The sequence below is a fragment of the Edaphobacter acidisoli genome, from assembly GCF_014642855.1.
Classification (GTDB): domain Bacteria; phylum Acidobacteriota; class Terriglobia; order Terriglobales; family Acidobacteriaceae; genus Edaphobacter; species Edaphobacter acidisoli.
The window spans coordinates 1863192-1889245 of sequence record NZ_BMJB01000001.1 but is presented as its reverse complement, the minus strand read 5'-3'; the positions used below and the strand labels follow the sequence as shown (position 1 = coordinate 1889245).

Genomic DNA, 26054 nt, shown 5'->3' with positions numbered 1-26054 from the left:
CTATTGTGCGCCGATTCGACTGGTTTCGGCAGAAGTTGATTCAGGCAGGCACGGAAGGAATTGCAAGAGTGAGATGCGGCCGAAAGCTAGAGAGATACCCTGGACGTTTCACTCAATTCATGGGTCTCGGGAGCCGGTTGAAGTTCAAGCCAGAAGCAGGAATAAGGAGAAAGCGTGAGCGGATACGGTTGCGTGGTAATCGCCGGAAATGGCACGTAGCCAAGCATCTCTACTGGAATCCTTCCGGCAAACTGAGAAAGGTCGAGCGACACTGGTTGGGAAAAGCGAGAGAGGTTGGCGACGCAGAGGATGGTCTCATTCGTGTTGGTTGCTGCGTCGTCATAGCAGCGAAGATAGGCGAGGACTTTGCGATTCTCCGGGTTGAGAAATTCAAGTGTCCCGCGGCCGAAGACACGGAACAGTTTGCGCAGCGCGATCATATTGCGCGTCCAGTGCAGCAGGGAAGATTGGTCCGCCAGTTCGGATTCGACGTTAATGGCCTGGTAGCCCCAGATGGGGTCCATGATGACCGGGAAGTAAAGCTTCTCCGGCACGGCGGTTGAGAAGCCTGCGTTTCGGTCGGAGTTCCACTGCATTGGCGTGCGCACGCCGTTGCGGTCGCCGAGATAAATGTTGTCGCCCATGCCGATCTCGTCGCCGTAGTACATGATGGGCGTGCCGGGAAAGCTGAACAACAGCGAATTCAACAGCTCGATGCGGTGACGGTTGTTATCCAGCAGTGGCGCGAGCCGGCGGCGAATGCCGGAGTTGATCCTCATGCGCGGATCGGCCGAATAGGCGAAGTACATGTAGTCACGCTCATCGTCTGTGACCATCTCAAGCGTGAGTTCGTCGTGGTTGCGCAGAAAGAGACCCCACTGGCAGCCGTCGGGTATTGTAGGTGTCTGCGCGATGATATCGGTGATGGGCAGGCGGTCTTCCTGCCGCAGCGCCATGTAGATGCGCGGCATCAGCGGGAAGTGGAAACACATGTGACATTCATCATCGTTGCCGAAATAGGGCAATACCTTGTCGGGCCATTGGTTGGCCTCGGCGAGAATGAAGCGGTTGGTGTAGTCGGCATCAATCGCAGCGCGGATGCGCTTGATGATGGCATGTGTCTCGGGCAGGCTTTCGCACGCGGTGCCGTCCCGCTCGACCAGGTATGGGATTGCGTCGAGGCGAAAGCCGTCGACACCCAGATCCAGCCAGAAGCGCATGGCTTTGAGTACTTCTTCCATGACGGCGGGGTTGTCGAAATTGAGGTCGGGCTGGTGGGAAAAGAAGCGGTGCCAGTAATATGCCTTTGCCGTCTCGTCCCACGTCCAGTTCGACTTTTCGGTGTCACGAAAGATGATGGGAACGTCCTTGTAAATTTGATCCGTATCCGACCAGACATAGAAGTTGCGTTCTGGCGAGCCGGGAGGAGCGAGGCGGGAGGCCTTGAACCACGGATGCTGGTCGGAGGTGTGATTGATGACTAATTCGACGAGTACCTGCATGTTGCGCTGATGCGCAGCGGCGAGGAAACGCTTGAAGTCCTCGAGCGTTCCATAACTCGGATTTACATCGACATAGTTCGCGATATCGTAGCCATCGTCTTTGAGCGGCGAAGGGAAGAAGGGCAGCAGCCAGAGGCAGGTAACGCCTAGTTCCTGCAGGTAATCGAGGCGGGAGACCAGACCGGGAAAGTCGCCGATGCCATCGCCGTTTGAATCCTGAAAGGCGCGGACGTGCAACTCATAAATGATGGCATCTTTGTACCAGAGTGGGTCTGTGGCACTGCCTGCTTTCTTCACGAGCATGTCCTGGCTTGAATCTGTAAAACGGCTGACTCCCGCTATTTGATAGACAGATGCTTCCACAAAGCATGTGGTTGCCGCGGAATTCGTCATCTCTTTGTGCAACTCAAGTCGCTGCAATTGCTTCCAACTCTTTATCAACTATCAGCACGACATAAAGACTACATGCCGGGTGGCATGAACGACGGCTGATGCACAAAATTTCCCCGGGAATAGGTGTTGATCCATGCTGAGAGTTCCAACCTCAACGTATCGCCTGCAGCTCCATAAAGGCTTTACGTTCGACGATGCGGCTGCAATCGCGGAGTATTTGCAGGAGCTCGGCATTTCGCACGTATATTGTTCGCCCTATCTGCAGGCTGCTCCTGGAAGTACGCATGGATATGATGTTGTCGATCATCTTCGGGTGAATGTGGAGTTGGGTGGCGCTCCAGCGCATGAGCGATTTCAAAAGCGTCTTGATGAACTAAGGCTGGGGCAGATTCTCGACATTGTGCCCAACCACATGTCTCTTGGCCGCGAAAACAGCTACTGGTGGGACGTGTTGGAGAATGGATCGGCCAGCCGCTATGCTGCTTTTTTTGATATTGAGTGGCAACCGCAGGAAGAGCGTCTGCGTGACAAAGTTCTGGTGCCGGTTCTGGGCGACCAATATGGACGTGTATTACATGCCGGGGGGATTAAAGTTACGCGGCAAGGAGGTGCGTTCCATGTGGAAGCTGCCGGCCAGACGTTTCCGGTTGCACCTGCATGGTCGCTGCCGCTTATTCTCTCGAAGGCAGCCGAGTACTCAAGGTCCGATACGCTAAATTTTCTTGCAGCGTCCTTTGCACGGTTGCCTGCACCTGAGTATGGAGATCGCAAGATGATCCTGGCCCGCCACCGGGATAAGACAGTGCTATTCACCTTGCTATCGCGATTGTGCGCGGAGGACCAGCAGGTGTGTTCGGCGATCGACCGGTCCATTGAGGAGTTGAATGCGGATGAGGACCGTCTCGACGAGTTTCTCAACTTGCAGCATTACCGTCTTGCCTACTGGAAGACGGCCGGCCAGCAGCTGAGCTATCGCAGATTTTTCGATGTAAACTCGCTTGTCGGGCTGCATGTGGAGAGAGAGTATGTTTTTGAAGAGACCCATGCGTTGGTGCTCGATTGGCTGCGAAGGGGCGTGCTTGACGGGGTGCGAGTGGATCATCCGGATGGTCTGCGTGATCCGCGTGAGTATCTGAATCGACTGAGAGAGCGTGCGCCTGATGCGTGGATCGTCGTCGAGAAGATACTGGAGCCGGGTGAGTTCCTGCGTGCCGACTGGCCGGTTCAGGGCACGACCGGTTATGACTTTCTCAATATGGCTGGTGGCTTGTTGGTGTCCCCAGAGGGGATGGCAGAACTGAATGCGATCTATGCACGGTTTACTGGCCAGCCTACGGACTTTCATGCCATTGCACATGAAAAAAAGATTGCGGTAGCGCAGGACGCGCTGGGTAGCGACGTCAACCGGCTGGCTTCGCTGCTCGTTGAGATATGCGAATTGAACCGCAACCGGCGTGACTATACACGCGCCGAGATGCGGCGTGCGATTCGTGAAATTGCAGCATGTTTCCCCATCTATCGCACCTACGTTGTTTCTCATCGCGATGAAATCACCGACGACGATCGCGGGTATATCACGCAGGCAATCGAGTGTGCCAAGCGGCAACGTCAGGACATCGATGGCGATCTCTTCGACTTTATTTGCGATGTGCTCACACTTGCAGTCAGAGGTGAAAGAGAGAGAGAGTTCCTGCTTCGTTTTCAGCAATTCACCGGGCCTGTTATGGCAAAGGGGGTGGAGGACACAGCGTTCTATTGCTACAACCGGCAGACGGGGATGAATGAGGTCGGCAACGATCCGGAGCGCAATGGAGTTAGTGTGGCAGAGTTCCATGCTTATTGTGCGAAGATGCAGGCGACGCATCCGTTGACGATGACTACACTGGCGACGCATGACACGAAGCGCAGTGATGATGTGCGCGCGCGTCTGGCCGTGTTGTCTGAAGTGCCTGCCAACTTCGGTGCGGCGGTGCAGCGCTGGTCGCGCATGAATAGCGGCTTTCGCATGGGCCTGCCAGGTGCAGCAATGCCTGATCGCAACACGGAGTATCTGTACTACCAGACTTTGATCGGTGCATGGCCGCTGGATCTCGAACGCGCGCAGTCTTACATGCTGAAGGCTGCTCGCGAGGCGAAACAACAAACATCATGGACTGCAAACAACCCTGAGTTTGAAGCGGCACTCAATGTGTTTATAGAAAAGACATTTTTGCATGCGCCATTTCTGCGTGAGTTGGAACAGTTTGTCGCCAGAGTGAAAGATGCCGGCAGAGTGAACTCGCTGGCCCAGACACTGCTGAGATATACCGCTCCGGGTGTCCCTGATTTGTATCAGGGAACAGAGCTATGGGATTTAAGCCTGGTAGATCCTGACAACCGACGACCAGTGGATTACGCTCTCCGTCGCCGTCTGTTCCATGAGATGAAATCGCTGAGCGGAGATGGTGTCGCAGCGCAGGTGATGGCGCGCTCCGATGAAGGCATGCCGAAGCTGTGGGCGATCTATCAGGCGCTTCATCTGCGACGCGAGCATGGAGAGTGGTTCGGCGCTGACGCCACATATCTTCCGCTTGAGGCCGAAGGCGCCAAGCGCGATCATGTTGTTGCTTATCTTCGCGCCAATGCCGTAGCCACCATCGTGCCGAGACTTACCATGAAGCTCCTTGGGACGTGGAGAGACACCATTGTTATGCTGCCCGAAGGGCGATGGCGCAATCGCATGACAAACGCGATATTTGCTGGTGGGAAGATATCGATGAGGGGGCTCTTGAAGGAGTTCCCGGTTGCACTGCTGGTGCGCGAAGACTTGCGAGAGGGGTAGGAGCATGCATGAGTTTGCCCTCTGGTCTCCGTATGCAAAGAGCCTAGCCGTTCAAGTAGACGGTGCGCTTTACCCGATGAGCAGGAAAGGTGAGCGTGGCTGGTGGAGCGTGTATGTGGACAGTGCAGCCTCCGGGACGGATTACGCTTTTCTCTTCGATGATGACCCTAAGACGTATCCTGACCCGCGCAGCGCTTGGCAACCTTTCGGTGTGCATGGTCCATCGCGCATCTACGACCACAGTGCCTTTCGTTGGACAGATAGCCGTTGGCAAGCACCACCGTTGGCGAGTGCTGTGATCTATGAGCTGCATGTCGGCACATTTACTCCTGAGGGTACATTTAGCGCAGCCATCGCGCACCTGGATTATCTGGTCGAGCTTGGAGTGACACATCTTGAGTTGATGCCAGTCGCAGAGTTTCCCGGCCGCTTCGGCTGGGGCTATGACGGCGCGTCTCTGTTTGCCGTTGCCCAGAAGTATGGTGGGCCCGATGGCCTGAAGCACTTTGTTGACGCTTGCCATAGTCGCGGGCTTGCGGTGCTGCTGGATGTCGTCTACAACCACTTCGGTCCGGTGGGGAGTTACGCGATGAGGTTCGGGCCGTATCTCACAAGTCGTCATCACACCCCCTGGGGCGATGCTGTGAACTTCGAGGACGCAGGCAGCGATGAAGTCAGGCGCTTCTTCATTGACAACGCGAAGATGTGGCTGCGCGATTTTCATATCGATGGCCTGCGCCTTGATGCTATTCACGAATTCATGGACAGGTCGGCGGTGCACTTCATGGAGCAGTTATCGGCCGAGATAGAGGTTCTGTCCTCTACGCTTGGTCGTGGGCTTATTCTGATTGCTGAAAGTGATCTGAACGATCCCCGCACGGTTACGCCGCGTGAAGCAGGCGGCCACGGCATGGATGCGCAATGGAGCGACGATTTCCATCATGCCTTGCATACGGTACTGAATGACCGCGACCGCAGCGGGTACTATGCGGACTTCGGCACCCTGACGGCGCTCGCAAAGGCGCTGACCGGAGTGTTCGTGAACGATGGTCGTTACTCGCAGTATCGTGGCCGCTCCCATGGCCGTCCAGTGGAGGGTCTGTCGGCACATCACTTTGTGAGTTTTGCTCAGAACCACGATCAGGTGGGGAACCGCGCGCTCGGGGATCGTTTGGAAAGCGCAGTAGGAATGGAGCGCGCAAGGATAGCTGCTGGAATCGTGATGATGGCACCGGCGATTCCGATGATCTTTCAAGGCGAAGAATTTGCTGCGTCTACGCCGTTCCTGTACTTCGCGGACCACGAAGACGTGCAGATGGCAAAGGCCGTCTCTGAAGGCCGCAGGCGCGAGTTCGCTGCGTTTGGCTGGGACCCTCAAGTTATTCCCGACCCAGGCAGTGCCGAGACCTTCGAGTGTTCCAAGCTTCGCTGGGATGAGATAGATGAAGGTGCTCACCGCGAGATGCTGGACTGGTACCGGCAGCTTATCCATCTACGTCGCAACTCGGTAGCGTTGAATGACGGAGATTTGGGCCACATCAAAGTTCGCTTCGACGAGAGACAGCGCTATCTGATCCTGGATCGTGGTGCGGTGAAGGTGTTTGTCAACCTTGGTCAGTCGCGGGCGGATTTCGCAGTAGATGAAGGAGCGGCGCTGGTGCTGGCATCGCGCGCCAATGTAGAAGCAACATTGGGTAAAGTGGTGCTGCCGCCGGATACGCTCGCTATCTTCTCGCTCGACGATTCATCTATCATGTAAGTGATGGAGGCGAGTTCCGCCTTCAAGGTCTTATAGATTGCATTCAACTTCTGGTGCTGTCTTAAGTTTTACTTAATTCTCCCCGAATCCATCTGGATGTATCCCATTTGAATTCAATGCGAAAGTGTAAGCGGTCGCGGAAACTTTTGTGCGTGCAATCCGTCTTCAAATAACAGGACGAAGAATTTCGGCGCTATGGCTGAAATTGTCCGCACTGTCCGTGACTGGGTTACGTATCAAACAAGAGGATAAGAGAGATGCTGATGAAGTCAGGTGTGTTCCAAATTTCTGCGTTAGGCGCAGGATTGTTGGCTCTCGCGATGGCTGGCTCGCCTGCGTTCAGTGTAAGGGCCAACGCGCAGTCGGCTGCGCCTGCATCGGCAATGTCGCGGGCACTCGGCACGGTAAAGTCAGTCAATGGCAACAGTGTCGTTGTGACTGAGAGCGGTTCGCAGGAGGTTACGGTTACGGTGCCTGATGGTGCACGTATCCTGCAACTCGCTCCGGGCAGTACGAATCTGAAGGACGCTCAGCCTGCCACGCTCTCGTCAATCACTGTTGGTGACCGCGTGCTGGTGACAGGCAAGGCTGGCGACTCAGCGGGGACGCTGACTGCTCTGCGCGTCATTCTGATGAAGTCTGCGGCCATTGCCCAGGAGCACGAGGCTGAAGAGGCTGAATGGCAGAAAAACGGCATCGGCGGCATCGTCCGTGCGATTGATCCATCCACAGGTACGCTTACCATCAGCGTGGGTGCGAAGAAGGTGGAAGTGAAGACTGCAAGCGCCACTAAGTTTCGTCGTTACGCGGGAGACTCGGTGAAGTTTGAGGATGCAGTCGCGAGCACGCTGGACCAGATTCATCCTGGCGATCAACTCCGCGTACGCGGCAGCAAATCAGAGGACGGTCTTTCCGTGCAGGCGGATGAGGTGGTCAGCGGGTCGTTCAAGAATTTGTCTGGCTTGATTACTACGATCGATGCTGCCGATGGAACGGTCACGCTGAAAGACCTTGCGACCAAGAAGGTCATGCGGGTAAAGATCACGCCCAACTCAAATGTGCACACGCTGCCTCCGCAGGCTGCGGCAATGTTGGCGGCGCGCGCACGTGGAGGTGCTTCGGCTGCACGAGGTCAGGGTGCAGCGCGGCCTGAAGGCGCGCAGGCTGAAGGTGGCATGGGCGAACGCGGCGCAGGCCGATCGGCAGGGGCGGATCTCTCGCAGATAGTAAGCCGCCTGCCCCAGCAGACGATTGCAGATTTGAAGGCGGGCGATGCAGTTATGGTTGTCGGCTCGCAGGCAGACCCGGGCAGCTCGAATGTGACGGCGATCACTGTGCTTGCTGGAGTCGAGCCGATTTTGCGGGCGTCTCCAAGTGGATCGTCCGACATGACGCTGTCTCCGTGGAGTGTAGGCGGAGGAGCACCGGAGATGGGCGCGCAACAACAGTAGAGTTTATCTCCCGCGAAAGTTCGGGGTTTATTTAGGAGAAGTAATGTTGTCCTTTCGTACAGTTCTGAAAGCTGTTTTGATTTTTTCTGTCGCGGTGTCTCCGGTTGTCGTGCGGGCACAGCAGGCCAGTGCAACCGTAAGCGGATCGGTTGCCGACCCGGACGGCGCATTGATTCCCGGCGCAACGATCACGCTGACACCGCCTCATGGGAAGGCTTCGGTTGTGCAGTCGACGAGCGATGGCACGTATGCGCTGCATAATGTTCCCGCGGGAACGTATGCGATGACGGTGACGATGCAGGGATTCGCCACCTATGTGAAGCAGGGAGTCCATGTCGCAGCGGGACAGAAGCTCTCTCTGGATGTGAAGATGCAGATTCAAGCGCAGCAGGAGGTCCAGGTCACAGCTCAAGCCGCGCAGGTCAGCGTAGATGCGGATAGCAATGCGAGCGCGACTGTCATCAAGGGCAAGGACCTCGATGCGCTCTCCGACGATCCCGACGAGTTGTCCGATGAACTGACCGCGCTTGCCGGACCAGCGGCAGGGCCGAACGGTGGGCAGATCTATGTTGACGGATTTACAGGCGGACAATTGCCGCCGAAGTCGTCGATTCGCGAGATCCGCATCAACCAGAATCCATTTTCGGCGGAGTATGACAAGCTGGGCTATGGCCGCGTGGAGGTGTTCACGAAGCCGGGCACGGACAAATTCCATGGGTTCTATACCGTGGAAGGTGGAGACAAGTCCTTCAATACTTCGAGTCCATTTCTGGGAGAGACCAATACGCAGCCGGATTACCACACGGTCTTTATGTTTGGTGACTTCAGCGGGCCAATCTCCCACTCGATGTCTTTTACGGTAGGCGGTTCTCACCGCACGATTGACAATAACGCGCTGGTCTATCCCAGCGGCTACTACGCCCACTCCGCAACGGATACGACACCGTGCCAGCCGGGCGATCTGACCTGCACCTATTTCCCGTCTTATCCAGAAGCAAATCGCGCGATTCTGCAGCCGCAGACGCGCAGCGATATCAGCCCACGCATTGACATTGCGCTGGGTGAGAAGAACACGCTGACCGCGCGCTACCAGTACAACGTCAGCGGATCGCAGAACAGCGGCATTGGCGGCGGAAGTCTTCCAACGCAGGGCGTCAACAGCGAGTTCACCGAGAATACGATACAGATCAGTGATACGCAGATTGTCAGCCCGCGCATTATCAACGAGACGCGTTTTGAGTATGAGCGCGACTATAACTCTTCGAATGCCCTGAACACCGGATCAACGCTCTCTGTGCAGGGCGCGTTCACCTGGGGAGGAGCATCGTCGGGTGTGCAGCGCAGCACTCAGGACCATATCGAGGTGCAGAACTATACGTCCATCGCCCTGTCCAAGAACTTCATCAGGCTGGGCGGACGGCTGCGGTACAACAGCGACTCGGTGTACTCGACGGCTGGAACCAACGGTACGTTTACCTACAACAATCTTCTGGACCCGTGCGTGACCTCGAACACGGATGCGACCTCACAGGCGCACTGTGCCAGTATCACATCGACGCCATGCGCGACCGCAAACGCCGGGGTGTCGTCCTACCAGTGCGGCATTCCGGCACTCTACAACATCACTACGGTCAATAAGCCGACGATCTCGGGCAGCATCGCCGATGTCGGCCTTTACGCCGAGACAGACTGGAAGGTGAGACCAAACCTGACGATCAGCTACGGTCTGCGTTATGAGGCGCAAAACAGAATTAATAGCAGTCACGATATAGCGCCGCGCGTCTCGTTTGCGTGGGGCGTTCCGCGTGGCCAGGGCAAGAATCCGGTAACGGTGGTGCGCGGTGGATACGGCCTCTTTTACGACCGGTTTGCTCTCGGTGACTACATGACGACGCTCCAGCAGAATGGGACGAATCAGGTGGTTTCGTCGTTCATCAATCCGGGTGCGACATGCTCACCGTCGAATCCAGCTGGTTGCGGGGCTTCTGCTCCGAGCAGATTCAAAATTACGCAGCTCGGATCCGGGATTCGCAGTCCATATACGATGCAGGCGGCGATTGGTGTCGACCAACAGCTCGGCAAGTTGGGGACGCTCTCGGTCAATTACCTAAATGCGCATGGTGTCCACGAGTACATGTCGCGGGAGTTTTATACACCGAACACCTCGTCTGCTACGCCTGTTACCTCTCCATATGACTTTCAATTCCAGTCGGCAGGTGTCTTCCGGGAGAACCAGTTGATGGTGAACTCGCGCGTGCGGCTGAACCGGGTGCAGATGTTTGGCTTCTACTCGATGAGCTTTGCGAATGCCAACACCTCCGGGTCCGGCTTCGTGCCGACCAGCAATACGAACACCCGTGCGGACTACGGGCGCGCCTCTTTCGCGCGGCGTCAGTTTGGCGTCATTGGCGGCACCATGCAGCTGCCGTATTCCTTTACGGCCAGCCCGTTCATCATTGCGATGGCTGGCTCGCCTTACAACATCGTCACTGGCACGGATCCGCTGGGCAGCACGGTCTATAACACGCGGCCTTACTTTGCGAGCGGGAACAGCGGAAGCTGCGTCAGCAGCGCTGCCTTCAGCTCAACCGATACGGGCGGCCTGACTCCGGTGCCGATCAACTACTGCACCTCGCCGGCGAATGCGACGATCAACCTGCGGCTGAACCGCGTGTTCGGATTTGGCGAGCGGACCGGGCAACAGGCGGCTTCTCAGGGTGGACCTGGAGGTCCTCCTCCCGGAGAGCACGGCCATGGCGGTGGACACGGCGGCGGCGGTGGAGGACGTGGCGGTCCGTTTGGCGCGTCGAACTCCGGGCACAAGTACACCTTTACGCTCGGCGTTCAGGCTTCCAACCTGTTCAATATGATTCCGTACTCTGCTCCCACGAGCACGCTGAGCTCGGCGCAGTTCGGGAAGTTCACCAGCCTCGCCGGACGGCCTTTTGCGAACGGGACGGCGGTGAGGACGATCATGCTGACGGGGGCGTTCAACTTCTAGCGACGGGGTACCCCCCTACCCGTACTTAAGTACCAAAGTATTCAAAACACGTGGTTTGTGGTGGGGGTACTTGGTAAAGTCTCCATTCGAAAAACAGGTAAAGCCCCGGAAGGTTCTTCCGGGGCTTTGGCTTTTTTGTGCTGATTTAAGTCTAGCAGACTGGAGAAACTAAACCGCCAAGCGGATGTTGTTGGTGGGGAATGGGTTAGATGGTTTTGGGGCTTGACAGGAATTTTGATGCTATCGGTTCTGCCTGCCTGGCGGGGTGAAGTGCTGCCAGCCGGAGGGCTTGAGCGGGGTTCGGGCGCTGTTGGGGGTGATGAGGGTGAGGAGTGGCGTTGCGGGGCGCTTTGGGGTGAGGCGCCCGATGCGGGTGATGGGGACTCGGGCGATGGATTTCGGGATGCGGGTGGTTGCGGGGGCGGTGAAGAGAAGCTCGTAGTCTTCGCCTCCGTGCAGGGCCGCGTGGAGTGCTGCTTCCGGGGTTAGTTTGCGTGCCTGGGGATGGATGGGTAGGGCGGATTGGTCAATCTCGGCGTGGGTGCCTGAGGCGCGGCAGATGTGGGCGAGGTCTGTTGAGAGGCCGTCGCTGATATCGATGCAGGCTGTGGCCAGGTTGCGGGTGAGCAGGGCGCGACCCTGGGCGATGCGTGGTTCAGGGTAGAGGTGGGGGTGGTCTCTGGTGGATTTGGTCTGGGCGGGTTTCTGTTGCTTGAGGAGCTTGGCTAGCTCTGCGGCGGAGCCTCCGAGATGGCCGGTGACGTAGATGGCGTCTCCGGGACGTGCCTTCGAGCGGCGGAGGGCTTTGCCTGTTGGGACTAAGCCGATGAGAACGATGTCGGCGAGGATGAGGCCGTTGGCGTCTCGGGTTTCGCGTGGGGACTCGGAGGTGTCGCCGCCGGCGAGAGGGACTTTGTGGCGATGGGCGAGGGCGCGGAGGCCGGTGAAGAAGCGCTCGACCCAGCGGCGGCCCTGGGCGGTAGTGAGCATGTCGGCGGGCAGGGCGAGCGAGAGGAAGGCGGCGAGTGGAGTCGCTCCCATGGCGGCGAGGTCGCTGAGGCCGCGGGCGAGTGTGCGGTGGCCGACGGATTCGGGAGGGTGGGTGCGCTGAAGGAAGTGGCGGGTTTCGAGGGAGAAGTCGGTGGTGATGGCTATTTCGTGGCCGGAGGGTGGGCGGAGGAGCGCGCAGTCGTCGCCGATGCCGAGCGTGACGTGGGGGCTGCGGGCTGGGAAGCGGTGGCGAATCTGGTCGATCAGCGCGAGCTCGCCTAGGGGTTTCTTCATGCTGAGGACAAGGATACAGGGACGGTGCGGCGCTCTGGTGGGTGTGCCAGAGTGATCTGAAAGCAAAAGCAGGTCCTCCCGCTTTCGCGGAAGGATGACAACTTTTGGGTGGTCGGTTGAGTTAGTGCTTTTCACCCGGGCGTTTGTGCCAAGGAAAGAAGAAGCGGATTCTTGCGGTTTATAAAAAGCAGATTTATGTCCTAAGAATTTAGTTGACAAAACGTTCCGAGGAGAGCTATTGTCCTAATCAATTAGGAGGTGTGGTTGTGGGTGAGAAGGATGCGGCAGGTTTGACGAAGCTGGAGTTGCAGATTATGCAGGTGATCTGGCGGCGCGGGGCGAGCAGCGTGGCTGAGGTGCAGGAGGGGCTGGAGCAGGAGCTGGCCTACACGACTGTGCAGACGATGCTGAACATTCTGGAGCGCAAGGGCAAGCTGAAGCGCAGGCTGAAGGGGCGGGCCTATATCTATAGCGCGGTGGTGACGGAGTCGCGCGCAGTGGGCCATGCTGTGCGCGACCTGGTGGACCGGATGTTTGGCGGGTCGAGTGAAGAGCTGGTGATGAGCCTGGTGAAGAGCAGGCAGCTCGATCCGGAGAAGCTGGCGGAGCTGAGCCGAAGGCTGAAGGAGGAGGAGTGATGCGAGAGCTTGCGTCGTTGGGTTTGGTGCATTGGCTGACCGCGTATCTGGTGAATGCGGCGTGGCAGGTGCCGGTGGTGTTTGTGGCGGCGCGGCTTTCGGCGCGGCTGCTGGAGCGGGTGAGTGCGCAGGCTGTGCATCGGGTGTGGGTGGGGGCGTTGGGCGCGGCGGTGGTGTTGCCTGCGTGTCATTTGCGTTTGCTGCGGCTGTTTTCGGTGGGTGCTTCGGCTGCTGCGGGTGGAAGCGGCGATGCGCGGGTGTCGATGTTGAGTGCGGTGTCGGCGCGGGGTAGCGCGGTGCATTTTCCGGTGTGGGGGATGGTGATTTTGCTGGCGGTGTTTGCGGTGGCACTGGTGGTGTTTGGGGCGCGGTTGGCGTGGGGTCTGTGGCGGACAGAGAGCATTCGGCGGCAGGCGGGTGCAGTGGAGATGGATGCGGAGTTTCGTGCTGGCTGGCGGCGTTTCTGCGATGCGTTTGAGGTGAGGGAGGCGCGGATTGCTTCGTCACGGGCTGTTTCCGGGCCTGTGGTGGTTGGATTTCGCACGCCGGTGCTGCTGGTGCCTGAGGGGTTTCTGGAGTCGGTGACGCTGGAGGATTGGGAGGCTGCGCTGGCGCATGAGTTCGCGCATGTGCGGCGGCGGGATTTTGCGAAGAACGTGCTGTATGGGGTGATGACGCTGCCGGTGGCGTGGCATCCGGTGGTGCGGGTGATGTTGTCGCGCGTGGCGGAGAGCCGCGAGGTGGTTTGCGATGCGATGGCGGCGGAGGTTGTGCAGGGAAGACGGGAGTATGCAAGGTCGTTGCTGCGGCTGGCCGGGATGTTGGCGGGCAGGCCGCAGCCTAAAACACTTCACGCTATCGGGATATTCGATGGCAATACGCTTGAGAGGAGAGTTATGACACTGATTGAAGGGCAGGTGGAGATGAAGCGGGCGCGGCGGCTGGTATCGGTTGCTGCATGTGTGGCGCTGACGGTTGCGGCGTGCGGGTCGGCGCTGGCGTTGCGGATGAATGTGGATGGTGCGGCGGCTGCAACGGGGACGGTGAATCCGGACCTGGCGAAGAAGGACGGGAATGTGACGCCGGTGCATATTGTGTACAAAAAGGCGCCGGTATATCCGCAGGATGCGAAGAAAAATCCGGTGGACGGAGTGGTGGTGCTGGAGGCGATCATTATGACGGATGGGACTCCGGAGAATGTGCATGTAGTGAAGAGTCTGCGAGAGGATTACGACCAGAGCGCGGTTAATGCTGTCGAGCAGTGGAGGTTTACTCCAGCAATGAAGGATGGTGTGCCGGTTGAGGTCGACACGCATATTCAGATTCACTATTCGATCAAGTAAGAAGTAGTTTGGAGTAGCAATTTTTGCTGCTGCGAAATTGGCCTCATCTTTGCGACGATGTAACCGTCACAAAGATGAGGCCTCTGATTTTGTTGGTGACCGGATTAGCGGTTGTCGATGGTGGTCTTTTTGTCGGTCTTGATGGTGTAGGGGCTGGTGTTGACCTTCTGGTTGTAGCGGATGTGGGTGTAGGTGGCGGTCTTCTCGTCTTCGGAGGGTAGGAAGAACTGCTGCTTGAGCGAGATGCCGCGCTTGAGGTCGACCCAGATGGTGATGTGCGAGACGTTTTCGAGGACCTTCGGGTCTTTGGGGACGAGGTCGAGCTTGACGGTTTCGATGGGGCCGGAGCCGTCGTTGAGCGTCTCTTTGCCCTGGAGGGTGATGTTCCACGATTTGGCGAGGTCGGTGCCGCTGCCGCCGAAGCCGAGCGTGAGGAAGCTCTCGTACTGCTGCTGGTTGGCGCCGGCGTGGAGGATGGTGAGGTGGTCGGCGCCGGGGTCGAAGAGGCGGAGGGTGCCGTTTTTATATTCGAGGAACTTGGCGTAGGGCGGGTCGATCTTTGCGCCCATCTGCGTGGTGGCGCCGGTTTTGTCAAAGTAGATGCTGCCGTTCTGCGTGGTCGTTTGTTTGACGACGCGCTCGTAGAGGTCCCAGCGGAAGTCGGCCTGCGCGGAGTGGAAGCGGGTGCTGGCTGCGTCCATCTGGTGGAGGACTTCGGGGAGGGTCTGCGCGTGGGTGGGGATGGCGAGGGCGGCGGTGATTGCGAGGATGGCGGCGAGGCGGGTTGGGGTCATCGTGTTGGTGGCTCCGTGGATTGGATGCTTGAAGCAGGTCCTCCCGCTACCCACCCCAGCGAGCAAGCTCACCGGGGACCCCGGAGCGCGGAAGGATGACAACTTTTGGGGTGGGTTCAGCGGAGGACCCAGGCGTTGTAGGCGATGATCTGGCCGTGGACGTCGGCGACGGGCTCGATGCGCTCGATGGTGATGTCGCCTCCGATGGGTTCGACGATGCGGAGGATGGCGGCGCGGCGTTCTTCGTCGGTGTGGGCGTTGCGGAGGTCGTCGGCGCGGACCTGGTAGATGAAGCGGACGCTGTCGCCTTCGCGGCCTTTCTCCTGGACGAGGACTTCGCTGGGGTGGATGGCGACGGTCTCGACGGGCTTGTCGTGGAAGTCGATGAAGTGGGGGCCGACGAACATGAAGACGAGGATGAGCGTCACCATGACGTCGTATTGCACGCTGCCTCGCTCGTAAGCCCAGAAGATGTAGCTGCGGATGGTCTTAAACATTGGACTTTCCCGGCTGGTGCCTGCCTATGACGGTATCACCATTCATATAGGGGATGAGGGCCTGGGGAACCTTGATGGTGCCGTCGGCTTGCTGGTAGTTTTCGAGGATGGCGAGCCAGGTGCGTCCGATGGCGAGGCCGCTGCCGTTGAGGGTGTGGACGAACTCGGACTTCTTCGAACCTGCGGGGCGGTATTTGATGTTGGCGCGGCGGGCCTGGAAGGCTTCGAAGTTCGAGCAGGAGGAGATTTCGCGGTAGAGGTTCTGGCCGGGGAGCCAGACTTCGAGGTCGTAGGTTTTGGCGGAGGCGAAGCCCATGTCTCCGGTGCAGAGCATGACGCGGCGGTAGGGAAGGCCGAGCAGCTCGAGGACGCGCTCGGCGTTGCGGGTGAGGGCTTCGTGCTCTTCGTTGGACTTTTCGGGCGTGGTGAATTTGACCAGCTCGACCTTCTGGAACTGGTGCTGGCGGATCATGCCGCGCACGTCTTTGCCGTAGCTGCCGGCCTCCGAGCGGAAGCATGGAGTGTAGGCGCAGAAGCTGGTGGTGAGCTGCGATTCGTCGAGGGTCTCGTCGCGGAAGAGGTTGGTGACGGGGACCTCGGCGGTGGGGATGAGCCAGTGGTCGGAGTCCTGGTATTCGCCTGCAACGTAGCTGCCCTTGTCGTCGCAGTGGAAGAGGTCTTCGGCGAACTTGGGGAGCTGGCCGGTGCCGAAGAGTGACTTCGAGTTGACCATGTAGGGTGGGAGGACTTCGGTGTAGCCGTGCTCGCGTGTATGGAGGTCGAGCATGAAGTTGGCGAGGGCGCGTTCGAGGCGCGCGCCTTGTCCGTAGTGGACGACGAAGCGTGAGCCGGAGATTTTGGCGGCGCGGTTGAAGTCGAGGATGCCGAGGACTTCGCCTAGCTCCCAGTGGGGCTTGGCGGGGAAGTCGAAGTTTGGCTGCTCGCCCCAGAGCTTTTCGACTTTGTTGTCGTGCTCGGAACGGCCTACGGGGACGGATGCTTGTGGGATGTTCGGGACTGATTGCAGGATCGCCGTCATGCGCAGGTCGGCGTCGGTGGCGCGGGCTTCGAGGGCTTCGACTTCGGCCTTGAGGGTGCGGGTCTGCTCGGTCTGGGCGGAGGCGTCGGCTCCGGACTTGCGGAGGCGGGCGATCTCTTCGGTGAGCTTGTTGCGCTGGGACTTGAGGGTCTCGACCTGGGTGATGGCCTCGCGGCGCTCGCGGTCGATGGCGGTGAAGTCGCCGAGGACGGAGGCTGGGTCGGCGCCACGGGCGCGCAGGGATTCCTCTACGAGGGCGAGGTTCGCCCGGACGAATGCTGTGTCGATCATTTGGATTTATTTTAGCGGGTTGTGGCGGAATCGGATTGCGAAGAAAGTCTTGCGCGTCTGCCCGTTCTGAAATGGAGCCATGCAAATCCGAGCAAAAGCGGGACGCCGAGCAAAGTAAATTTTGGTTCGCTTCCGTTAGTGACATCCACTATTACCGGGATTATGCAAAGTAGATAGAATGTCGCACAAAAGTACAACAAACGGCGAACGTATTTCAGCGCTCGCGGATTTTTCTCGGGGTGCTTGCCGACTCTCCAGATCCATACGGCGAGATATGCTGCGCCAAGAAGCCATGCTGCGAATATGATTGCTGCGACCATCTGCCTACCTAAAGTGCAAGATAACGATACCTGATACAGGGAAGCGCTCTGCTTACGAGGTGCAGGTAGTCTAGTTAGAAGTGTTTATGGAGGTGGCGGTGACGGCTGGGCACGATAAAGGGCCGGATATGCGGGTGACGGTGGCGGGCGTGGAGCTGCGCTCGCCGGTGATTGCTGCGAGCGGGACGTTTGGGTATGGGGTGGAGTTTGAAGAGATCGTCGCGCTGGGGAAGATTGGCGCGTTTGTGACCAAGGGGCTCTCGCGGGAGCCGATGGCGGGGAATCCCGCGCCGCGGGTGATTGAGACGGCGGCGGGGATGATGAACGCGATTGGCTTGCAGAATATGGGCGTGCGCGCGTTTGTCGAGGAGAAGCTGCCGAAGCTGAGGGCGATTCCGGGCGCGGTGGTGATTGCGAATGTGTTTGGCTACACGATGGATGATTGCGCTGAGGTGATCGAGGTGTTGAACGATGCCGAGGGCGTGGCGATGTATGAGCTGAATGCGAGCTGTCCGAATACGGCGCATGGGGGGATGAGCTTTGGGGTCGATCCGGATGCGCTGTACTGGCTCTCGAAGCGGTGCAGGGAGGTTGCGGACAAGGCTGGGCGGCCGCTGATGGTGAAGCTTTCGCCGAATGTGACGGATATTGGGCTGATGGCGAAGGTGTCGGCCGATGCGGGGGTGGGGGCGGTGTCGCTGGTGAATACGTTTGTGTCGCTGTCGATTGATGTGGAGACCAGACGGCCTCGGATTGCGAATGTGACGGGTGGGTTGTCGGGGCCGGCGATCAAGCCGATTGCGGTGCGGATGGTGCATGAGGTGGCGAAGGCGGTGTCGATTCCGATTGTGGGGATGGGCGGGATTACGAAGGCTGAGGATGCGGTGGAGTTTATGCTTGCGGGCGCGACGGCGGTGCAGGTGGGGACTGCGAGTTATGCCGATCCGCGGGCGGTCGAGAATATCGCGAGTGGGCTGAAGAAGTGGTGCGCGGGGCATCAGGTGAGCGAGGTGCGGTCGCTGACGCGCGGGTTGCGGGTGTAGGTGGGAGTTTTAGTGCCGCCGCCAGCAAAATACAGGGGTTCTTCGCTTCGCTCAGAATGACACCTGAAGAGATTGTTGCTGAACGAAAGGCGAAATACAGGGGTCTCTCCACTCCGCGCTGCGCGCTCCGGTCGAGATGACGTAGTTGGAAGGCGGACAAAAAGCAATGCCTTCGGTCGAGATGACGTACTTTGGTGCGGCTCGAATATTTGGGTTGCGGCTAAAATAGAGATAATGACCCTACATAATGCTGCTGTAAGTGCTCCTGTCGTCGATCTGCGCCCGGTGCGGCGTGCGCTGCTTTCTGTTACCGATAAGACTGGGCTGGTGGAGTTTGCCCGGACGCTGGCTTCGCATGGGGTGGACCTGGTTTCGACCGGCGGCACTGCGAAGGCGCTGCGTGATGCGGGGCTGCCGGTGCGTGATATCAGCGACCTGACAGGGTTTCCGGAGATGCTGGATGGGCGCGTGAAGACGCTGCACCCGAAGGTGCATGGCGGGATTCTGCATGTGCGCGGGAATGCGGAGCATGAGGCTTCGGTGGAGGAACATGCGATCGAGCCGATCGATATGGTGGTCGTCAATCTGTATGCGTTTGAGAAGACTTCGCAGAAGCCCGGGGTGGCTTTTGCCGAGGTGATTGAGAACATCGATATTGGGGGCCCGTCGATGGTGCGGTCGGCGGCGAAGAATTTTTCGGATGTGGCGATTGTGACTTCGGTTGCGGACTATGCTGCGCTGACTGAGGAGTTGGCTGCGAATAAGGGAAGTCTTTCGCGGGCTACGCGGTGGCGGCTGGCGAAGCAGGCTTTTGCGGTGACGGCGGCTTATGACGCGGGGATTGCTTCGGCGCTGGAGTCGATTGAAGCGCCAGAGGGTAAGGCTGTCTTCAAGGCGGATGAGTTGCCGGAGACGGTGCGGGTGATTGATCCGCTGGCGCAGACGCTGCGGTATGGCGAGAATCCGCACCAGAAGGCGGCACTGTATGTGGATGGCAGCGGCAAGGGCGTTGCTGCGGCGGAGCAGTTGCAGGGCAAGGAGCTGAGCTTCAATAATCTCGTTGACCTGGATGCTTGCTGGGAGCTGGTGAGTGAGTTTGATGAGCCAGCGGTGGTGATTATCAAGCATACGAATCCTTGTGGGGCTTCTACGGGTGCAAGTGTGGTGGAGGCTTATAAGCGGGCGCTGGAGGCTGATCCGGTGTCGGCGTTTGGCGGCGTGATTGGCGTGAACCGTGAGGTGGATGGAGCGGCTGCAGAGGAGATTGCGAAGCTGTTTGTGGAGGCGATTGTCGCGCCTTCGTTCACGGCGGATGCGCTGGCGCGGTTTGGGGCGAAGAAGAATCTGCGGCTGGTGAAGATCGATCCGGCGGACACGAAGCGGGTGTTGAAGCAGGTTTCGGGTGGGCTGCTGGTGCAGGATGCTGATCGGCAGAAGATTACCGAGGCCGATTTGAAGGTGGCGACCGAGCGTAAGCCGACTGCTGAGGAGCTGCGCGCGTTGCTGTTTGCGTGGCGCGTTTGCAAGCATGTGAAGTCGAACGCGATTGTGTATGCGCGGTTTGCCGATGGGCATGGGCAGACGGTTGGTGTGGGCGCGGGGCAGATGAGCCGCGTGGATGCGGCGAAGTTTGGCGCGATGAAAGCGATTCTGCCGCTGGCCGGTACGGTAGCGGCCTCGGACGCCTACTTCCCGTTCCCGGATGGGCTGGAGACGATTGCGGCGGCGGGGGCGACGGCGGTGATTCAGCCGGGCGGCAGCGTGAATGACCCGAAGGTAATCGAGGCGGCAAACCGTTTGGGGATCGCGATGGTCTTTACGGGGATTCGGCACTTCCGGCACGGGTAAATGCTGGGGTTTTCGTGCAGTTGGGGACTATAATCGGCACGAGCGCCGGAGTATTTGCCGACTGCATCCAAATCGGCGGGTGGGATCGTCTAACGACTGTACTGGCTGTATTGCCTTGAAGACTCTCGCTGTGACTCCGGTGGCGCAGGAAAATTGAAACCGATGACTTTGCGTTTGCGTGCTTCGTCTCTTCGCCACCTCGGGATCATTCCCGCTGCGGCACTTGTGCTTGCCTCTTCGACGGCTGCGTGGGCTTCGGCTCCGACGAATAAGAAGCCGGACCATGCTTCTTCGTACTACCACTATGCGCTGGCGCATTTGTATGAAGACATGGCCGTGAATGCGGGGCGTCAGGACTACGCCGAGCAGGCCGTGGAACAGTACAAGTTGGCGCTGGATGCTGATCCTGACTCGGAGATGCTGCAGGATGGGCTGGCCGATCTCTATTTTAAGATCGGACGCGTGCGCGATGCGGTGTCGGTGGCGCAGGGTCAGATTGCCAAAGACCCGAACGATGTGGCTGCACACACGCTGCTGGGGAAGATTTATCTGCGCTCGCTGAGCGATACGCAGAGCACGCAGTCGCAACAGATGTTGCAGTTGGCGATTGGCGAGTATGAAAAGCTGGCGCAGTTGCAGCCGAATGATGTGGAGACGCACCTGCTGCTGGGGCAACTCTATAGCGTCGATCATGATTCGGCGAAGGCGGAGGCACAGTTCAAGGCGGCGCAGAGCATCGATGCAGACTCAGAAGATGTGGTGCTGAATCTGGCGCGGCTGTATTCGGACCAGGGTGATACGGAGCGAGCCGTGCAGGTGCTGAATGGTGTTCCTGTCGACGACAGGTCTGCGCGGATTGAGATGGCGTTGGGTGCGAGCTATGACCAGTTGAAGAAGTCGAAGGACGCGATTGCGGCGTATCGGCGCGCGCTTGATCAGGACCCGGACAATCTGGATACGGAGCGCAGCCTGGCGAATTCATTATTGGACGATGGCCAGTTGAATGAGGCGCTGAAGCTCTTCAAGACCATCGTGGCCTCGGAGCCGCAGGATGCGCAGTCGCAGATTCATATTTCGGAGATTCAACGTCAGCAGGGTCATTATGACGATGCACTGGCTACCCTGGAGAAGGCCAAGCCGCTGGTTCACGATTCGCTGGAGCTGAGCTACAACGAGGCGTTGATCTATGACGCGTTGGGGCGCTACGACGAGTCGATTGCGGTGCTGACGAAGCTGGTGGATGACTCGGCCCACGAGGACGGAAAGTATACAGACCAGGAGAAGTCGAACCGCGCCCTGTTCCTGGAGCGGATGGGGATCGTCTACCGCGAGGAGAACAAGACTGCGGAGGCCGTGGCGGCGTATCAGAAAGAGGTTGAGCTGGGTGGAGATTATGCCCGGAGCGGCTATCAGGGCGTAGTCGATTCTTATCGCGATGCTCACCAGTGGAAAGAGGCGACCACTGCTGCGGCAGCGGCTGCGAAGGCGTTGCCGAAAGACCACTCGGTGCAGTTGATGTACGCGGGACAGCTTGCCGACACGGGACAGGTGAATGAGGGACTGGCGCTGGCGAAGGCACAGCTCAGCGACAAGTCGAGCGCGAGCGATCAGCGCGATGTGCACTTTGCGCTGGCGCAGATGTACACGCGGCTGAAGCGGTTCCAGGAGGCTTCGGCTGAGCTGGATGCTGCGGCCCCGCTGGCGACGGCTTCGCAGGACAAGCTCTATCTGGCGTTTCTGCGTGGAGCGTTGGCGGACCGCGAAAAGAACCTCGATGAGGCCGAGGCGCAGTTTAAGATTGCGCTTGGGATCGATCCGCAGAACGCGACGGTGCTGAACTACTACGGCTACATGCTGGCGGACCGTGGAGTGCAGCTGGTTGAGGCGCAGCAGATGATTCAGAAGGCGGTCAACCTTGACCCTCAGAATGGAGCTTATCTGGACTCGCTGGGTTGGGTGTGCTTCAAGTCGGGACAGTATGATCTGGCGGAGCAGTATTTGAAGAAGGCCATTGCTCGTCTGGGCAATGACCCGACGGTGCGCGACCATCTGGGCGAGGTGTACGAGAAGACGGGCAGGCTGAAGCTGGCGGTTGATGAGTGGAAGCAGTCGATGGCGGACTATGCGCAGTCGCTGCCTGCCGATGCGGACCCGGAGGATGTCTCCAAGGTGCAGCATAAGCTCGAAAATGCGCGGGTGAAGTTGGCGAGGGTGTCGACGTCCAACACCGCAGTCAAATAGATCTGCCTTTAGTGCTGATTTTTTGATCGCATGAGAGTCTTTTGGTTCTGTGTTGACCTGTTGCTGTGGTCGCGCGGGTTAGCGCGGGTGGCTTCCATTTACACTCGAGTTAGAACATGACGAACGATCTGCATCTGTGTGCGGTTGCCGGTGCGCCGGGCGACCCGTTGCTGGCCCGTGTGTTTCCTGCGCCGCTGCGGCCTTCGCGCACTGCATTTCAGCGCGACCGGGAGAGGATTGTCGAGGCGCGGGCGTTTCGCAGGTTGGCGGGTAAGACGCAGGTGTTTACCAGCCGGGCATCGGACCACTTTCGCAGCCGGCTGACGCATACGATTGAAGTTGCGCAGATTGCGCGGGCGGCTGCGGCTACGTTGGGGTTGAACGAAGACCTCGCAGAGACTCTGGCGCTGGTGCACGACATCGGGCATCCTCCGTTTGGCCATGCGGGAGAGCGTGCGCTGGATACGTGCCTTCAGCGGCACGGGCTGCGGTTTGATCACAATATTCATGCGTTGAGGATTGTGGACCATTTTGAGCAGCGGTATGCGGCGCATCGCGGGTTGAACCTGACGCTGGGGGTGCGCGAGGGGATTGTGAAGCACTCGCGCGATTACATGCTGGCGGACCATCCGGAGCTGGCGGAGTTTTTTCTGGATCAACGGCCTCCGCTGGAGGCGCAGTTGATTGACCTGGCAGATGAGATTGCTTATCTGACGGCAGACCTGGATGATGGCGTCGAATCGGGACTGCTGGAGATTGGGCATATCTGCGAGAATGTTTCGATTCTGTCGCGCTGCTACAAGGCGGTGGAGAAGCAGCACGCAGGAGTCGAGGAGAAGTACCTGTTCTATGAGGCGCTGCAACTGATGCAGAACATCCTGACGGATGATCTGATTCGCACGACTGCGGAGAACGTGCAGGCAATCGGAGCAGCGTCGCTTGAAGATATTCGCAGGCATCCTTCGCGGCTGGCGGTGTTTTCGCCTGGGGCGGAGGCGGAGCGGTTGCAGGAGAAGCGCTATCTTTACGAGACCCTGTATACCTGCGCACCATTGGAGCGCGAGCACGACAAGGCTGAAGAGGTAGTGACGGCGCTGTTCGAGCACTGGATCAATGATCCGGAGGAGCTGCCGCCGAGCCATTTCGAAGAGGTTGAGGAGGAAGGGCTTGCGCGTGTGGTGGCCGACTACATTGCAGGAATGACGGACAGCTTCATCCTGCTGCAATATGCGGATATCAAGCGCGCCCTGAGGCGATAGGCGGATTTTCCTGAAATATGAGCGCGGCTTGCGCTTGAAGGGGTACAATTCCGGGCGGTATGAGCTTTACACCTGCCAATATTGCGGCGCTGGTGATTGCCGCCAGCTTTGCCGCCGGGCTGAATGTCTATGCCACGGTGCTGACGCTTGGGCTGCTGGCGCGGGCGCATTGGGCGGTGCTGCCACCGGGGCTTGAGGTGCTGGGGCACACGTGGGTGCTGGTGGTGTGCGGCATCATGTTTGCGATTGAGTTTGTCGCGGACAAGATTCCCGGATTCGACATGGTGTGGAATGGACTGCACACGGTGGTGCGTGCGCCGGTGGCGGCGTTGGTGGCGTATCACGCGAGCTCGCAACTGTCGCCGGAGATGCAGGTGCTGGCTACGGCACTGGCCGCGGCGATTGCGCTGGCTGCGCACAGCTCGAAGACGGCGATTCGCGCGGCGGTGACGCCGAGTCCGGAGCCGGTGTCGAATATTGCGCTGAGCAGCTCGGAAGATGTGGTTGCGATTGGGCTGACCTGGTTTGCGACGCATCATCCGTTTGTTGCTGCGGGTGCGGCATTGGTGTTGCTGATGGCTGCGGTGGGAAGTGGATGGGCGTTGCTGCGGGCGGTGAAGAAGCCGTTGAAGAAGCTGTTTGGCGGTGGGGCCGAGCAGCAAAGCGCGGGGATGGAGCCTCCGGCTTAGAGCACGCCGATGTGCTGGTTTGCGGTGATATTCTGGCAATGATTCTGTCATTGCGAGGCTGTAACTGTTCATGTCCAACCCTGGTATTCCTGAAACCGAAACGCGGATTGAAACGAACGAACCTGCCGAAACAAGCGAGTCTGCTGTTTCAAACGAGACGAGCGAGTCTAACGAATCTTTCGACGCGATTCTGTCTGAGTATGAGCACAGCCATCAGCACCGCACGGGCGAGGCCGGCGGGCGGATGGAGGGCACTGTCGTTGCGGTGACGGCGGAGTGGGTGTTTGTCGATATCGGGTTCAAGGCGGAGGGCGTGCTGCCTGCGGCTGTGTTTGCGAGCGCGGGCGAGATGGTCGCGCCGGGTGACAAGCTGCTGGTGACGGTGAAGGGCCGCAATGATGAAGGCTATCTGGAGCTTTCGCGGATGCGCGTGGAGCAGCCGAAGGATTGGTCGGCGCTGGAGCGGGCGTTTGCGGAAAAGGCTGTGATTGCGGGTACGGTGACGGGTGTGGTGAAGGGCGGGCTGAGCGTGGATGTTGGCGTTCGCGCGTTTATGCCTGCGTCACGCAGCGGTGTGCGCGATGCTGCGGAGATGGAGAAGCTGGTGGGGCAGGAGGTGCGCTGCCGCATTACGAAGCTGGATGCCGCGGATGAGGATGTTGTTGTCGATCGGCGCGGGGTGCTGGAGGAGGAAGAGCGTTCGACGAAGGAGCGGCGCTTCTCGGAGGTGCGCGAGGGCGACATTGTTTCGGGTACGGTGCGCAGTCTGGCCGACTACGGTGCGTTTGTCGATATCGGGGGCGTGGACGGGTTGCTGCATGTGAGCGACATCGCGTGGACGCGGGTGAAGAGTCCGGCGGATGTGTTGAGCGTGGGGCAGCAGGTTGAAGCGAAGGTGCTGAAGGTGGATGGCGCGGCGCGGCGGATTTCGCTGGGGATGAAGCAACTTCAGCAGCATCCGTGGGACGCGGCTGCGGGCAAGTATGTTGCGGGTGAGCGCGTGCGTGGCACGGTGACGCGCGCGGCGGACTTTGGCGCGTTTGTGGAGCTGGAGCCGGGCGTCGAGGGCATGGTGCACGTGTCGGAGATGTCGTGGGCGAAGAAGGTACGCAAGGCCAGCGACATGCTGAAGGTGGGCGATGTGGTTGAGGTGATGATCCTCGGTGTGAATCAGGAGGAGCGGCGGATGTCGCTGGGGCTGAAGCAGGCGCTCGGTGATCCGTGGGCGGATATTGCGGCGAAGTTTCCGGTGGGCTCGGCTGTCGAGGGCACGGTGGCGAGCTTCACGAAGTTCGGCGCGTTTGTGCAGGTGGCCGAGGGCGTGGAGGGGATGATTCACGTCTCGGAGATCAGCGCGGAGAAGCGCGTGGAACGGCCGCAGGATGTGCTTCGCGCGGGGCAGGTGGTGAAGGCGAAGGTGCTCGACGTGGACCGCGAGAAGCGGCAGATGCGGTTGAGCATGAAGCAGCTGGTGCCGACGGGATTGGACGAGTATATTGCCGAACACAAGCTGGGTGATGTGGTGACGGGGCGGTTGATGGAGATTGCGGACGGACACGCTACGGTGGAGCTGGGTGAGGGGATTATTGCTTCGGGGCGCGTGAGTGTTCCTGCGGCTCCGTCTGAACAGAGCGTGAGTGTGGGGCAGGTGGATCTTTCTTCGTTGAGCTCGATGCTGGCGGCGAAGTGGAAGAGTGGGCCTGCTGCGAGTGAGGCAAAGTCCGAACCCGTGCGCGTGGGGCAGATTCGCAGCTTCAAAATTACGCTGCTGGATCGCGGTGCGAAGCGGATTGAAGTGCGGCTGGTGTAGTGGCCCAGCGAGTCAGCGAGTTAGCAGTCAG

The 26054-nt window shown here is 59.2% G+C and carries 16 protein-coding genes and 1 pseudogene; 12 read left to right on the top strand and 5 right to left on the bottom strand.

Annotated elements, in window-relative coordinates; genetic code table 11:
- Positions 1-116 precede the first annotated feature (116 nt).
- Positions 117-1805, bottom strand: a pseudogene (treS, locus tag IEX36_RS07610) (maltose alpha-D-glucosyltransferase); the annotation flags it as partial.
- A 223-nt stretch (positions 1806-2028) separates the two neighbouring features.
- On the opposite strand from treS, the gene treY reads away from it, so the two are divergent.
- The 4 genes from treY to IEX36_RS07590 all read left to right on the top strand — a co-directional run bounded on the left by treY (position 2029) and on the right by IEX36_RS07590 (position 10927).
- Positions 2029-4716 (top strand): malto-oligosyltrehalose synthase, encoded by a 2688-nt coding sequence (gene treY / locus IEX36_RS07605; RefSeq protein WP_188758679.1) that lies wholly within the window; start codon positions 2029-2031, stop codon positions 4714-4716.
- A gap of 4 nt (positions 4717-4720) precedes the next feature.
- On the top strand, positions 4721-6475 hold the full coding sequence (gene treZ, locus IEX36_RS07600; protein WP_188758677.1) for a malto-oligosyltrehalose trehalohydrolase: 1755 nt from the start codon (positions 4721-4723) through the stop codon (positions 6473-6475).
- Between the two features lie 263 nt (positions 6476-6738).
- The gene (locus tag IEX36_RS07595; RefSeq protein WP_229668785.1) at positions 6739-7926 is read left to right on the top strand and encodes a DUF5666 domain-containing protein; all 1188 of its coding nucleotides are present in this window, start codon (positions 6739-6741) and stop codon (positions 7924-7926) included.
- Positions 7927-7969: 43 nt separating this feature from the next.
- Positions 7970-10927, top strand: coding sequence for a TonB-dependent receptor (locus IEX36_RS07590; RefSeq protein ID WP_188758675.1), 2958 nt, complete (start codon positions 7970-7972; stop codon positions 10925-10927).
- A 240-nt stretch (positions 10928-11167) separates the two neighbouring features.
- Here IEX36_RS07590 and thiL read toward each other — a convergent pair whose 3' ends face one another.
- Positions 11168-12211, bottom strand: a complete 1044-nt coding sequence (gene thiL, locus IEX36_RS07585; RefSeq protein ID WP_188758673.1) for a thiamine-phosphate kinase — start codon at positions 12209-12211, stop codon at positions 11168-11170.
- Between the two features lie 212 nt (positions 12212-12423).
- On the opposite strand from thiL, the gene IEX36_RS07580 reads away from it, so the two are divergent.
- Together IEX36_RS07580 and IEX36_RS07575 are read left to right on the top strand one after the other, a co-directional pair.
- On the top strand, positions 12424-12849 hold the full coding sequence (locus IEX36_RS07580; RefSeq protein WP_308422285.1) for a BlaI/MecI/CopY family transcriptional regulator: 426 nt from the start codon (positions 12424-12426) through the stop codon (positions 12847-12849).
- Entirely contained in the window at positions 12849-14192 is a 1344-nt protein-coding gene (locus tag IEX36_RS07575) for a M56 family metallopeptidase (RefSeq protein ID WP_188758672.1), read from the top strand. Before IEX36_RS07580 ends, IEX36_RS07575 begins: the two co-directional genes overlap by 1 nt.
- Positions 14193-14296: 104 nt before the next feature.
- Here the strand turns inward: IEX36_RS07575 and IEX36_RS07570 are convergent, their stop codons facing one another.
- From IEX36_RS07570 to serS, 3 genes are all read right to left on the bottom strand, one after another.
- Positions 14297-14986 (bottom strand): LolA family protein, encoded by a 690-nt coding sequence (locus tag IEX36_RS07570; RefSeq protein ID WP_188758670.1) that lies wholly within the window; start codon positions 14984-14986, stop codon positions 14297-14299.
- Positions 14987-15102: 116 nt separating this feature from the next.
- Entirely contained in the window at positions 15103-15483 is a 381-nt protein-coding gene (locus IEX36_RS07565) for a hypothetical protein (protein WP_188758668.1), read from the bottom strand.
- On the bottom strand, positions 15476-16813 hold the full coding sequence (gene serS / locus IEX36_RS07560) for a serine--tRNA ligase (RefSeq protein ID WP_188758667.1): 1338 nt from the start codon (positions 16811-16813) through the stop codon (positions 15476-15478). The genes IEX36_RS07565 and serS overlap by 8 nt, the downstream gene beginning before the upstream one ends.
- A gap of 448 nt (positions 16814-17261) precedes the next feature.
- Between serS and IEX36_RS07555 the strand changes: the two genes are divergently transcribed.
- The 6 genes from IEX36_RS07555 (at position 17262) to IEX36_RS07530 (ending at position 26023) form a co-directional block, all read left to right on the top strand.
- Positions 17262-18176, top strand: a complete 915-nt coding sequence (locus tag IEX36_RS07555; RefSeq protein ID WP_188759880.1) for a dihydroorotate dehydrogenase — start codon at positions 17262-17264, stop codon at positions 18174-18176.
- 234 nt (positions 18177-18410) lie between these two features.
- Positions 18411-20024, top strand: coding sequence for a bifunctional phosphoribosylaminoimidazolecarboxamide formyltransferase/IMP cyclohydrolase (gene purH, locus IEX36_RS07550; protein WP_188758665.1), 1614 nt, complete (start codon positions 18411-18413; stop codon positions 20022-20024).
- A gap of 162 nt (positions 20025-20186) precedes the next feature.
- Positions 20187-22265 carry a tetratricopeptide repeat protein gene (locus IEX36_RS07545; protein ID WP_188758664.1) on the top strand — a complete coding sequence of 693 codons (2079 nt, stop codon included), beginning with the start codon at positions 20187-20189 and terminating at the stop codon, positions 22263-22265.
- A 116-nt stretch (positions 22266-22381) separates the two neighbouring features.
- Positions 22382-23524, top strand: a complete 1143-nt coding sequence (dgt, locus tag IEX36_RS07540; protein WP_188758662.1) for a dGTP triphosphohydrolase — start codon at positions 22382-22384, stop codon at positions 23522-23524.
- A 59-nt stretch (positions 23525-23583) separates the two neighbouring features.
- Complete coding sequence (locus tag IEX36_RS07535) at positions 23584-24213, top strand: DUF4126 domain-containing protein (RefSeq protein ID WP_188758660.1); 630 nt, start codon at positions 23584-23586, stop codon at positions 24211-24213.
- Positions 24214-24283: 70 nt separating this feature from the next.
- Entirely contained in the window at positions 24284-26023 is a 1740-nt protein-coding gene (locus IEX36_RS07530) for a 30S ribosomal protein S1 (RefSeq protein ID WP_188758659.1), read from the top strand.
- Positions 26024-26054: the final 31 nt, after the last annotated feature.